At 65.2% G+C, this 12,395-nt stretch carries 12 protein-coding genes; 2 read left to right on the top strand and 10 right to left on the bottom strand.

All coding sequences use genetic code 11. The annotated features are described in order from the left end of the window. Positions 1-34: 34 nt before the first annotated feature. From ACVIW0_RS16405 to psrA, 5 genes are all read right to left on the bottom strand, one after another. A complete protein-coding gene (locus ACVIW0_RS16405) occupies positions 35-1,339 on the bottom strand; it encodes an MFS transporter (protein WP_461353254.1) in 1,305 nt (434 codons plus the stop codon). A 358-nt stretch (positions 1,340-1,697) separates the two neighbouring features. Then, a complete protein-coding gene (locus tag ACVIW0_RS16400; protein ID WP_461353253.1) occupies positions 1,698-3,014 on the bottom strand; it encodes an MFS transporter in 1,317 nt (438 codons plus the stop codon). An 83-nt stretch (positions 3,015-3,097) separates the two neighbouring features. Then, positions 3,098-4,546 (bottom strand): phosphonoacetaldehyde dehydrogenase, encoded by a 1,449-nt coding sequence (gene phnY / locus ACVIW0_RS16395; RefSeq protein WP_461353252.1) that lies wholly within the window; start codon positions 4,544-4,546, stop codon positions 3,098-3,100. A 35-nt stretch (positions 4,547-4,581) separates the two neighbouring features. Further along, positions 4,582-5,838, bottom strand: coding sequence for a phosphonoacetate hydrolase (phnA, locus tag ACVIW0_RS16390; protein WP_461353251.1), 1,257 nt, complete (start codon positions 5,836-5,838; stop codon positions 4,582-4,584). A gap of 28 nt (positions 5,839-5,866) precedes the next feature. Next, positions 5,867-6,997 carry an iron-containing alcohol dehydrogenase PsrA gene (psrA, locus tag ACVIW0_RS16385; protein WP_461353250.1) on the bottom strand — a complete coding sequence of 377 codons (1,131 nt, stop codon included), beginning with the start codon at positions 6,995-6,997 and terminating at the stop codon, positions 5,867-5,869. Positions 6,998-7,077: 80 nt separating this feature from the next. On the opposite strand from psrA, the gene ACVIW0_RS16380 reads away from it, so the two are divergent. Continuing rightward, on the top strand, positions 7,078-7,965 hold the full coding sequence (locus ACVIW0_RS16380; protein WP_461357348.1) for a LysR substrate-binding domain-containing protein: 888 nt from the start codon (positions 7,078-7,080) through the stop codon (positions 7,963-7,965). Here ACVIW0_RS16380 and ACVIW0_RS16375 read toward each other — a convergent pair. The 4 genes from ACVIW0_RS16375 to ACVIW0_RS16360 are packed head-to-tail and all read right to left on the bottom strand — an operon-like array spanning position 7,910 to position 10,564. Further along, positions 7,910-9,100 carry an MFS transporter gene (locus tag ACVIW0_RS16375; protein WP_461353249.1) on the bottom strand — a complete coding sequence of 397 codons (1,191 nt, stop codon included), beginning with the start codon at positions 9,098-9,100 and terminating at the stop codon, positions 7,910-7,912. The two genes, ACVIW0_RS16380 and ACVIW0_RS16375, sit on opposite strands and share 56 nt — an antisense overlap. After that, on the bottom strand, positions 9,097-9,522 hold the full coding sequence (arsC, locus tag ACVIW0_RS16370) for an arsenate reductase (glutaredoxin) (protein ID WP_461353248.1): 426 nt from the start codon (positions 9,520-9,522) through the stop codon (positions 9,097-9,099). The genes ACVIW0_RS16375 and arsC overlap by 4 nt, the downstream gene beginning before the upstream one ends. Further along, a complete protein-coding gene (locus tag ACVIW0_RS16365) occupies positions 9,519-10,205 on the bottom strand; it encodes an aquaporin (RefSeq protein WP_461353247.1) in 687 nt (228 codons plus the stop codon). The genes arsC and ACVIW0_RS16365 overlap by 4 nt, the downstream gene beginning before the upstream one ends. Continuing rightward, positions 10,205-10,564 carry an ArsR/SmtB family transcription factor gene (locus ACVIW0_RS16360; RefSeq protein WP_461353246.1) on the bottom strand — a complete coding sequence of 120 codons (360 nt, stop codon included), beginning with the start codon at positions 10,562-10,564 and terminating at the stop codon, positions 10,205-10,207. The genes ACVIW0_RS16365 and ACVIW0_RS16360 overlap by 1 nt, the downstream gene beginning before the upstream one ends. Before the next feature lie 49 nt (positions 10,565-10,613). Between ACVIW0_RS16360 and ACVIW0_RS16355 the strand changes: the two genes are divergently transcribed. After that, the gene (locus ACVIW0_RS16355; RefSeq protein WP_461353245.1) at positions 10,614-11,141 is read left to right on the top strand and encodes a DUF6428 family protein; all 528 of its coding nucleotides are present in this window, start codon (positions 10,614-10,616) and stop codon (positions 11,139-11,141) included. Positions 11,142-12,025: 884 nt separating this feature from the next. On the opposite strand, the gene ACVIW0_RS16350 is transcribed toward ACVIW0_RS16355, so the two are convergent. Further along, positions 12,026-12,346 (bottom strand): helix-turn-helix domain-containing protein, encoded by a 321-nt coding sequence (locus ACVIW0_RS16350; protein WP_461353244.1) that lies wholly within the window; start codon positions 12,344-12,346, stop codon positions 12,026-12,028. Positions 12,347-12,395 lie beyond the last annotated feature (49 nt).

Raw genomic sequence — 12,395 nt, 5'->3', positions numbered from 1 at the left:
CCGAGCCCTTGGCGGGCCCGACCGTGTTTCGATTCTAGACCGGGAGCTTGCGGCTGTAATCGATCAGGGTCGAGCAGATCAACAGTGCAATGCCCGCGGCGGCGAAATACATCAAGGCGAGGAAGTAGGAGCCGGTGGCCTGCACGATGAAGCCGACGATCAAGGGCGTCGTGATGCCAGCGATGTTGCCGCCGAGATTCATGCAGCCGCCCAGGAAGCCGGACTTGCCACGGCCTGCAAGTGCCGACGGAATCGCCCAGTACATGCCGCACCAGCGCAGGAAGAACAGCGTCGTCGACAGCAGCACCACCACCGCGACCGCGTTGCTGACGTAGGCGACCAGGAAGATCGACACCGTCGCCATGACCGCCGCGATGCCGAACAGGGTACGGAACACGGTGTTGGGCGTCCCGCCCCGTTCGCGCCAGGTATCGCCGATACAGCCGCCGACCAGTTCGCCGACGAAGCCCGCGAAGAAGATGATGAAGGAGGCGCCGCCGAGCGCCTTGATGTCGAAGCCGTGCACCTTGAACAGATAGGTCGGCATCCAGGTCAACAGCCCGTAGAAGGTGGTGTTGAAGAACATCCAGCCGAGACACATGCACCACACCGAGCGGAAGCGGAAATACGCCATCCAGCTGGCGCCCGAGGACGGCGGCGTCGCCGCGTCCTCGATCGCATGCGCCGCCTCGAGATAGCGCGCCTCGGCTTCGTTGACCGACGGATGCTCGCGCGGCACGTTGCGGATGTAGTGCCAGGCCCACAGCCCGCACAGCATGGTGCCGACGCCGGCGACGACGAAGGCGACCCGCCAGGAGCTGAATGCCGCCATCAACCACGCGATCACGATCGAACCGAGCGCCGCCCCGAGCGGCGCGCCGCCGTCCAGCAGCGTGGCGCCGCGGCCGCGTTCGGTCTGCGTCATCCAGATCGCGTTGAGCTTGCCGCCGGCCGGATAGATCGGCGCTTCCGAGGCGCCGAGCCCGAGCCGGGTCAGCAGCAGCAGCATCCAGCTGGTGGACAATGCCGCCAGCGCCTGGAAGAAGCCCCAGAACAATGTCGCTGACGCGATCACGATGCGCGGCTTGAAGCGATCGGCCAGCATGCCGCCCGGCACCTGCATCAGCGCGTAGGTCCAGAAGAACGAGCTCAGGATCAGGCCTTGCATCGCGGGGTCGATATCGAACTCCTTGGCGATCACAGGCATTGCGACCGACAGCGACGCGCGATCGATATAGTTGATCGAGATCAGGAACAGCATCAGCAGGAAGATCTTCCAGCGCACGCCGGATGGCTTCGCCGTATCTGCCATTGCGATGGTGGACACCTGATCGCTCATTGCTCGCTCCTCTGCCGGCAGATTGTTTTGCCCTGAAGCCACCTTCGTCATCGAAGGTCACCGGCCCCCTCCTGCCCGGCGAGAAGTCTGCTTCAACCTGGCAGGCGCCACAAGCACATTTTGTATTCTGCATGCAATACAGTATAAGCCATTGATATCGCTTCATATTATACATTAAGAGCCTTGTCATTGATCAGCCCGTGGCGAGGAATTGGGCGTGAGATAACAGTCCGTAGCCCGGATGAGCGAAGCGATATGCGGGGACCTCACGAGCCCCGGATATCGCTGCGCTCATCCGGGCTACGTGCCCCGACGGCTGCTGCGTCCCAGGCTGTCACCGGGGACGCATGTGCGTGAGCTAGCGGCGAATGAAGGCCGCCACCACCGCGCTCGACGTCGCGCAGACCGCGACCACCACGAACACCAGCGAGGTCTGGTTGTGCTTGTCCATGAAGTGGCCGATCATCGGCTCGCCGAGGCCGGCGAACAGATAGGCGAAGAAGTTCATCACGCCGGTCGCGGTCCCTGCCCGCCTGTGCCCGACCAGGTCCGGGCACAGCGCCCAGAACGAGGATTGCGGGCCGTAGGTGAAGAAGCCGCACAGGAACAGCACGGTCATGCCGAGATAGACGTCAGATGCCGGGATCGCATACATGCACATCGCGGTGACCGCGGCGAGCACCATGTAGAGCACGATCGCGAGGTAGCGGCGCGAGCCGAACACCTTGTCCGACACCCAGCCATTGCTGAAGGCGCCGACCGCCATGCCGACCGGCAACGCGACGCTGATCCAGCGCGGATCGATCACCGAGCTGGCGCCGGCCTTGGCCCAATTGCTGCCGAGGAAGTGCACCGGCACCCACACCAGCAGGCCATAGCGCGCCGCGTTCTGGAAACCGATCGCGACGCCGGCGACCAGCAGGCGCCAGTTCGACAGCACCGCCTTGTAGCGCGCCAGCGAGCCCTCATTGGCGTCGACCGCGGCCTCCACAGCGGTGACGTCGTCGGCCTCGTCATGCGGCGAGGCAAAGCCCATGTCCTCGGGCTTCTCGCGCGCGATCAGATAGAATGCGATGCCGCCGAGCAGCAGCAGCACGACCGGAATGCGGAAGATCCAGCGCCAGTCGAGCTGGAAATAGCCGACCACGACGAGCGAGGTGACGAACGACAGCACCGAGGCGAGACCGGCCGCGAAGGTATAGAGCCCGTAGACCGTGCCGCGCTCGTGGCGGCCCCACCAGTTCGACAGCAGCCGGCTGCCCGGCGCCCATCCCATCGACTGGAAATAGCCGTTGATGCCCCAGAACGCGGTCAGGCTGACGATCCCGGTCGAAAGCGAAGTCGCCCAGTTCATGATGAAGGAGAGGATCGCGCCTGCACTCATCACGCGGCGGCCGCCGAACTTGTCGCCGAGATTGCCGTTGATGGCCTGGCCCACCGCGTAGCACCACAGCAGCGCCGCGCTGGCCCAGCCCAGCGCCTCCTTGGTGACACCGAACTCGGCCTGTATGCCGGGAATCGCGAAGCCGAAGGTCTGCCGTCCGGTGTAGAAGAACAGATAACAGAACATCGCCGCGAACAGCATGCGCCACTGCGCGCGGCGGAACGAGGTCGCAAGCTCCGGATTCTGCGCTCCGACCGCGCCGACGCTCGACGGACTGAACGTAATCGACATTGAACCCTCCCCTGATTGATTGGTGATCGCAATCGGCCGCGGCGTTGTTGTTGTTGTCCGCGCGCGGCCCTCCACGCGCTGCTCTAGATCGGCCAGGGCAGCGAATAGGTCTTGACGTTGGTGAAGCTCTTGATCGCCTCCTGCACGCCTTCCTTGTAGCCAAGGCCGGAGTCCTTGATCCCGCCGAACGGCGACATCTCGATCCGGTAGCCCGGGACTTCCCAGACGTTGACGGTGCCGACATCGAGCTCGTTGACGAACCGCGTGATGTAGTCGAGCCGGTTGGTGCAGACCCCGGACGACAGGCCGAACGCGGTCGCATTCGAGATCCGGATCACGCTCTCGATGTCGTTGGGCACGCGCATGATCGGGATCACCGGGCCGAACGTCTCCTGCATCACCAGCTCACTGGTGTAGGGGATCCGGTCGACCACCGTCGGCGGATACAGCGCGCCGTTGCGGTCGTTGCCGTGCAACAGCTCGGCACCGTCGGCAACCGCCGCATTGACGCGGCGCTCGAACTCCTTCGCCGCACCCTCATGGATCACGGTGCCGACATCGACCGTCGGGTCCATCGGATCGCCGCACTTCAGCGTACGCGCCTTCTTCAGCACGAGCGCGGCGAAATCGTCGGCAACCGCCTCGACGCAGAGGATGCGCTTCACGGCGGTGCAGCGCTGGCCGGAATTCTTGGTCGCGCCGGTGACCGCAAGCTCCGCGGCCTTCTCCAGATCGGCGTCCTCCATCACGATCAGGGGATCGTTGCCGCCGAGTTCGAGCACCAGGCGCTTATAGCCCGCCTTGCCGGCGATGTGCTTGCCGACCCTGACCGAGCCGGTGAAGGTCACGAGATCGGCGTCGGGATCGGTGATCATCGCATCGCCCATCGAATGCGGATTGCCCGTGACCACCGACAGCATCTCGGGCGGCAGCCCCGCCTCGTACAGCACGTCGGCGAGCGCGAGCGCAGTCAGCGGCGTCAGCTCGGTCGGCTTCAGCACCACGCGGTTATTGGTCGCGATCGCCGGCGCGATCTTGTGGCTCACCATGTTGAGCGGATGGTTGAACGGCGTGATCGCCGAGATCGCGCCGAGCAGCGGCGAGCGGGTCGTGAAGATCTTGCGCGCCTTGCCCTGTGGGCTGATGTCGCAGGAGAACGTCTCGCCATCGTCCTGGATCGCGAGCTGGCCCGCGAAGGAGTAGACGTCATAGGCGCGGCCGGCCTCGTACAGCGAGTCCTTCCAGCACAGCCCGGACTCGGCGGTGATCAGCCGCGCGAACTCCTCCTTGCGACCGGCCAGGATCTCGGCGGTGCGCAGCAGGATGCGCTGCCGCTCATAGCGCGTCAGCTTCGGCTTGAACGCCGCCGCCTTGGCAAAGGCGCTACGGACATGCTCCGGCCGCGCCGCCGGCACCGTGCCCACCACCTTGTTGGTGTAGGGATTGAAGACCTCGACATGCTCGTCGGTGTCGACGAGGCTGCCTGCGATGCGCATCTGCTCGTGGCGGACGGCTGCGCTCTGGATGTTCATGATGCTGTCCTCTGGTCCCAGGAAAGTCGAAGCCGTCACTGGATGCGGTTGAGCGCGACGTCGAAGGCGTCGAAATTGCGCAAGGCGTGCCCTGCCGGCAGCGCGATCCTGTGGTTGGCGATCAGCGGCACCCGCTGCTCGGTCAGCCCGCCATGCGAGCGCAGCGGCTCGGTCAGCCCGGACAGGTCGTGGCGGGATTCGCTGGTGCCGAGCACCTTGTGTTTGGTCGAGATCACGACGATGTCGCCGATCCGGTCCGGCGGCAGCTCGAACCTGGCGCAGGCCTCCTTGCGCGTCAGCGCGATCTCGATACCCTTGGTGTCGCGCAGCCGCATCAGCAGCGTTCCGATGTCGGCGCCCGCGGGCGTGTAGATCGTCGCGAACGAGCCGAGCGAGCCGTGATGGGCGACATAGGGATCGGTGATCGGCAGGATCACCCGCGCGGCGCCCGCACCCGTCCAGTCGTCCATGACGTCCTGGAGGTAGATCACGTCGGGCTTGCCGTCGGGCAAGAACTTGTCGTTCATGCCGTGGTCGGCGGTCGCCACGATGTTGCAGCCGAGCGCATCGAGCTGGGCGAGATAGCCGTCGATCATCGCGTAGAAGTCGTTGGCGATCCTGGTGCCGAGCCCCACCTTGTGCTGGATGTAGTCGGTGGTCGAGAGATACATCAGATCCGGACGGTGCCGCTCGACCAGCTTGACGCCGGCCGCGAACACGAAGCGCGACAGGTCGGCCGAGTAGACCTCAGGCAGCGGCAGGCCGACGAAGTCGAGGACATTGTCGATGCCGTTATTGGCATTGGTGGCCTGATCGGCCTTCTCCGACGAAAACGCGATCGCGCGGCCGCTCGCATAGTCGAGCCCATGGGCGAGCAGAGTGCGCAGCTTGTCCTTGGCGGTGACGGCGGCAACCTTGTAGCCGGCGTCATGAACGCCGGCCAGGATGGTCGGCGCGCGCAGGAATTTCGGATCGTTCATCATGACTTCGGCGTTGTTCGCCGTGTCGTAGAAATAGTTGCCGGCGATGCCGTGCACAGCGGGCGGCCGTCCGGTGATGATCGAGAGGTTGTTCGGATTGGTGAAGCTCGGGATCACGCTGGCGGCATGGACATGCGCGCCCTCCTTCATGAAGCGCGCGAAGGTCGGCGCGACGCCGGCCTCGATTGCGCGCTCGATGTAGCCGGGCTCCGAACCATCGAGGCAGATCACGACGGTTGGCCGCGTCGGCGCATCGTAGCGGCGCCCATTGACGGTGATGATTTTGCGGTTTTCCTGGCGATTGTCTTGCATGAGTTCTCTCCTTGTCGCTGCGCCGCCGTCACGCGCTCACCGCGCTCGGCATCCGCTGCGTCTGCGCTGCCTCGATCAGCCGTTCCTTCGATCCCAGGAAATTGCGGCCGCGCTCGCCGTCGAGCGAGTCGGCGATCAGCGCGTACCATTCGGCGCGCTCGATCCGGTAGGCGGCCGGATTGCAGGAGATGCCGAGCCGCGCCATGAAATCTTCGAGATTGTCGGCCGCCCGCGTAAGGTCGGCGCCGAAGATCTGCTTCAGGCTGTCCTCGCAGAGCCCGCCTGCCCCCTTGACGCTGCGCAGCACCATCGGCAGCGAGAACGAGCAGGCAATGCCGTGCTGCACGCCGTGCCGCAGTGTGATCGGATAGGACAGCGAATGCGCGATCGCGGTCTTGGTGTTGGAGAACGCCAGCCCGGCGAACAGCGCCGCCTGCGCCATGCGGCCGCGCAGCTCGAGATTGCCGAGATCATTGGCGAGCTCCGGCAGCACATCGAGCACACCGCGCGCCGCCGCCACCGCGTGGTTCGCCGACACCGGGTTGTTGTTGACGTTCCAGATGCTTTCCAGCGCATGCGACAGCGCATCGAGCCCGGTGCTGATGGTGAGCAGCCGCGGCTTGCCGAGCATCAGGCGCGGATCGATCACCGCATGGGTCGGATAGAGCGACGGACGCGCCAGCGAATATTTCTTGCCGTTGGCCTCGTCCCACACCGTGCCCCAGCAGGTCACCTCGCTGCCGGTGCCTGCGGTGGTCGGCACCGCGATGATCGGGATCACGGCAAGTCGCTCAGCGCCCTGCTGCGTCTCCAGATAGGTTTTCACAGTGGCGAAGTCACCGCCGGCAGCAGCGAACACTTTTGCGGAATCGATCACCGAGCCGCCGCCGAGCGCAATGATCACCTCCGGCTGCTTGGCGAGCCCGGCAAAACGCGCGGTCTGCTCGGTGAGCAGCCGGTAGTCCGGATTGGGCGCGACGTCGCGGATGGTCAGGACCGACGGCCCCGCCGCGGCGCGCAGCCGGCGCTCGAGTTCGTCGAAGACCGGCTCGCCATAGGTCACCAGCGCATAGGGGCGCTTGCCGATCAGCGCCGGCAGCTTGTCGAAGCTGTCGGCTCCGAACTCGATCCTCACCGGGTTGGAATAAATCCAGGCCATCCGCGCGTCCTCCGTTTGGCGCGAAGGTACGTCGTCGGTTGCTATTGACAAATTCATTCTGCGGATGCGTTCTATTGATTATGTCAATAGTGTTCAGCCAGCTCCGCGCCTTCCACGCGGTCGCCGCCCATGGCGGCTTCACCGCGGCCTCGCGCGTGCTCAATGTCGGCCAGCCGACGCTGACCATCCAGGTCAAGGAGCTCGAGGAGACTTATGGCGTCGAGCTTTTGATCCGCAAGCCCAGGCACACCGAGCTCACCGAGGCCGGCAGCGCGCTATTCGAGATCACCCGCGGCATCATGACGTTCTGCGACGAGGCGCATGAGCTGCTCGCCGCGCATGGCAAGGCCACCAAGGGCCATCTGCGAGTGGCCACGGTCGGACCGTTTCACGCCACCGAGATCATTGCCGCCTTCAAGCGCGACCACCCCGAGGTCCAGATCTCGACCCTGCTCGGCAATTCCGAGCGCACCTTTCGCCACATCGTCGACTTCGAGGCCGACGTCGCGATCCTAGCGGAGGTGCCGGAAGATCCGCGCGTCACCATGATCCCCTATCGCACCCACCGCGTGATCGTGTTCGTCAACCGCGATCACCCCTGGTTCAAGCGCAAGTCGGTCCGGCTGCGCGAGCTGGCCGACCAGCCGATCGTGCTGCGCGAGCGCGGCTCGACCACGCGGCGCGCCTTCGAGGCGACGATGCGGGCCGAGGGCATCCGCATCGAGCCGGTGTTCGAGATCGAAAGCCGCGAGGGCGTCTGGAAGGCGGTCGAGCGCGGGCTCGGCATCAGCGTCGTCGCCGACTTCGAATTCGTGCCGCACCCGAACCTGCGCGCGCTCGAGATCAGCGACCGCACCATCAAGACCCAATACAGCATCGCCCATCACAGCGGCCGCGGCCACTCCCCAATCATCAAGGCGTTCCTCGAGACGGTTCGGCGGATGAAGGGCGCGGATACTCGGCCTTGAGTGCGAACAGCGCCACGAGGGCAGCCAAACTCAGGGCGGACGTGACCGCGAGCGTATAGCCGCCGAGCGGTGAAATCAGGAAGCCGAATGCCAGCGGCGCGATCGCCTGCGACAGCCGCGACGGCGCCCCGAGCAGTCCGAGGCGGTAGCCGTAATCCTTTGGACCGAAGATCGCCAGCGGCAGCGTGCCGCGCGCGATCGTCAGGATGCCGTTTCCGGCGCCGTGCAGCAGCGCGAAGACTCCGGCAAAGCCGCCCCCGAACAAGCCGATGACGCAGGCGCCCAACGGGTGCGTGATACAGGCCAACCGCGCTGACCACAGCGGGTGGAAGCGCTTCAGCAGGCTTGCTTCGACTATGCGCGCCGCCACCTGCGCCGGGCCGATCAACGCGCCCGCCGCGATCGCCTGCGCCTGCGTTGCGCCCAATGACTCCAGAATGCGCGGCAAGTGAACCGCCATCGCCGACGTGACGCTCCAGGCGGCCGCGAAGGCAAAGGCCAGCAACACCATCGCGCGGTCGATCGGAATATGCGGCTTTGGCGTGTCGGCTGCGACCCGATGCTCTCTGTTCAATTTGGGGATCAGCAAGCCGTTCAGCGGCAGACAGATCAGGATGTGCGCGGCCGCCCAGCCGAAGCAAGTCCAGCGCCAGCCGATGGTCGCGAGGCCCCACGCGCTGAGCGGCCAGCCGATCGTGCTGGCAAATCCGGCGATCAGCGTGATGCCGGTGATGGAGCGCCGGGCGGCATTGCCGTAGATGCGCCCGAGGGCCGCGAAGGCCGCATCGTACAAACCAAGCCCCATGCCGATGCCGAGCAACAACCAGCTCGCGGCCATCAGGACGCCACCCTGCGCAAGCCCGAGCAGGATCAGGCCGGCCGCAAGAATGAGGTTGGACGCGCACAGCACTTCGCGCCCGCCCATCCGGTCGATCTGGCGGCCGACACGCGGGCCGAGCAGTCCGGAGATCACCAGCGCCATCGAGAAGGCGGCGAACAGCCAGTTCGTGGATATGCCGAGGTCGCGCGCGATCGGGTCCGCGAGGATGGCCGGCAGGTAATAGCTGGACGCCCAGGCCAGGGTTTGCGTGGTGCCGAGCGCGACGATCAGGACGTTGTCCGCACGGCGGTTCATTCGGCGCGTGGACCCTGCGGCTTCGGCGAAACCACTTCGCCGTCTTCCTTGACGAACCGGCCGATCTCGGCAACGGCGAGCAGATCAAGCACGGCCTCGGACGGCCGGCACAATCTCACACCCTTCGGCGACACCACGATCGGCCGATTGATCAGGATCGGATGTGCCATCATGAAGTCGATCAGCTCGTCGTCGCTCCATTTCGGATTGCCAAGATCGAGTGCGGCATAGGGCGTGCCCTTCTCGCGGAGCAGCGCCCGCGGCGTGATGCCCATGGCGACGATCAGCGAGACCAGCGTGTCGCGCGAGGGAGGCGTCTTGAGATATTCGACGATCTCGGGCTCCTCCCCGCTTTGCCGGATCATGGCCAGAGTGTTGCGCGACGTCCCGCAATCGGGGTTGTGATAGATCGTGATCGTCATTGGATCGCCTCCTTGGTGGTTTCAGCGCCCCGCAACAGCCACGTCATGAATGCCGCCGCGACCGTGGCCCCCAGCATTTCGGCGGCGATGAAGCCCGGCAGGTCCTGCGGCCGAATGCCGGAAAACGTATTGGTGAAGGATCGCGCGATGGCGACGGCCGGATTGGCAAAGGACGTGGACGCGGTGAACCAGTAGGCGGCCGTGATGTAGAGCCCAACCAGCCATGGAATTGCGGTCTCACGAAACCGGAGGCCACCGAGAATCGTTGCCATCAATCCGAACGCGGCAACGAATTCCGCAAACCACTGCGGAAAGCCCGTCCTCGCCTTGACCGACAACTCCAGCAGCGGCAGGCCGAACATGGCATGGGCGACCATCGCGCCCAGGATTCCCCCGAGCACCTGCGCCACGATGTATTGCACAGCCTGCGGCGGACGAAGCTCGCCCTTGAGCGTGAATACCAGCGTCACCGCCGGATTGAAGTGCGCGCCGGAGATCGGTCCAAGGATCGTGATCAGCACCACCAGAATGGCGCCGGTCGGCAGCGTATTGCCGAGCAGCGCCAGCGCCACGTCCTTGGTCAGGGTCTCGGCCATGATGCCGGAGCCGACGACGGTGGCGACCAGCAGCAACGTCCCAAACCCCTCGGCGACAAGGCGCCGTGGCAGGTCGAAATCGCGCATCAGGCACGCACCCTCTTCTTGGCCGCGGCGGGCCGGCACTGCGCATCGGCCAGCGCCGGCGCGCAGATCTCCGGGTGCCCTGCGCAGCAATCCTTCATCAGGAAGGCGATGAGGTCGCGCAGGCCAGCGAAATCCGCCGAGTAGATGATCGAGCGCGCCTCGCGGCGCGGCATGATCATGCCGGCATGCTCGAGGTCCTTCAGATGGAACGAGACGTTGGATGGTGACACCGCGACCGCCTCGGCAATCGCCCCTGCGGCCATTCCCTCGGGGCCGGCCTGCACCAGCAACCGCACGATCCGCAACCGCGTCTCCTGCGACAGCGCGGCAAAGGCGGTTCGGGCTTGACGCTCCTCCATCTTTCGATAATCCTACAATTCAACAATCATTGAAATGAAGATAGCAGCCATGGATACGCCTGCCAAGACCCGATCAACCGTCGGCGCCCTGCTCCCGGTGGACGAGCTGTCCGCTGCGACGCTGCTGTCCAGCCTCGAGGCGCACAGGGAGAAGCCGCTGATCTTCAGCTATGACGGCCGCGACGTTCGCCCAAGCTACCAAGTGACCGAGGTCAAGACCGGTTCATTCAGAGGGCTCGATTGCGGCGCGAACCCCGAGAGCTGGAGCGAGACCTTCATTCAGCTCTGGGATATCGAGGAGGAAAGCCGCGGCCACATGGCTGCCGGCAAGCTTCTCACCATCATCCGCAAGGTCGACGAGGCGGTCGGCTTCGATCCGCAGGCCAAGCTGACCTTCGAGGTGAGCGATGGTGTTCGGCCGATGCAGATCTATCGCGCAGAACGCGTGGATGCCGGCGACACCGCGATCCGCGTCCATCTCTCGGCACGCCCGTCGAGTTGCAAGCCGCGCGACCGCTGGCTGCAGGAGCAGCAGTCCTGCTGCGCGCCGAAAGCCAAGCAGCCGTGTTGCGGCTGATCGATGTTCGAGGGTTCGTGCCAAAAATCCCAATCACTGATTTGCCCGACGGCGCAAGCCCCCGCAGCAAAAATATTTCGGTTTATCCGCAGACCGACACAGTGTATGGTCTGCCCGTCTCACCCGATCGAGGGGCGCTGCGCATCGTCAGGAGTGTTGCGGTGAGATGCGGTGGCCGCTGCTTGCGCACTGACGACGTGCACAATGTGGCGGACGGCGAAGTCGTGCAGACCTGACGCCCTAGCGGCAGGTGTCTCCTAGCGGAACGCGCAAGCGTTCTCGCGAAGGACGGTGACAAACAAGCCCAGTCTCACCGGGGCGAGCACGTATAAGCCGTAAAACCATCGCGCAGGGAAAGCCGGGATGTTCCCGGTTACACCTGTGGTCCGACCTCCGGTGCTTTTTATTTGCACCGGACCCATGGGTGCGATCGGCACCCGGCTTTCCCTGCGCCCTCTGATTGAAGAGCGGCGAAACGAACAGCAAGACTCGGACAAACATGTCGCGAGAATGCGGATGTGTGCACATATCGATCCCGTCATCCCCGCGCAAAGGCGTCGCCTTTGTCGCTGGAGGAGCGCGCAGCGCGTCTCGAAGGATGCACGGCCCATGGTGGCCGTCGATCCTTCGAGACGCCGCTTCGCGGCTCCTCAGGATGATGGGTTTAGCTCTACCGCGCGAACTATCCGCTTCGTCGTCCCGGCGCAGGCCGGGATCCATAACCACAAATGCAGCTTGTTGTGCGATGCTGGAACGACGAGTCCCGTTCACTACTGCTGCCGCGGCGTATGGGTCCCGGCCTTCGCCGGGACGACGGCGGTGAATGTGGCACATTCAGCGCGATCAATCGGATGAACAATGACGGCGGATACCGGCCTGCCCCCTCAAGCCGCGGTCGGCGCGCTCGACAGCGCGGCGAACACCGTCTCGGGCGAATGCGCGATCACGGCGAGCAGCGCGCGGGCGGGACCGCGCGGGGCGCGCTTGCCCTGCTCCCAGTTGCGGATGGTCTCCACGGGCACGCCGAGCTTGGCGGCGAATTCGAGCTGGGTGAGCTGGGCGCGGCGGCGCAAATCGCGCACGGCCGGCTGGGCCGCCGCAGGCCGCATCGCCGATCCAGCCGGGTGCGCGGGCGTGAGCGGGATTTCCTGCCCGTCGCGCAATTCGACGATCCGTCCGTCCGCCTTGAGCCGCAACCGCTGCATGATGGCCCCCGTGATGGCCGCAATGGAGATAAGGGCATCATCCGCCAAC

Source organism: Bradyrhizobium sp. USDA 4454 (assembly GCF_054822705.1).
Note: the sequence above shows the minus strand (reverse complement) of the source record. Positions and strands in the feature narration are given on the sequence as shown.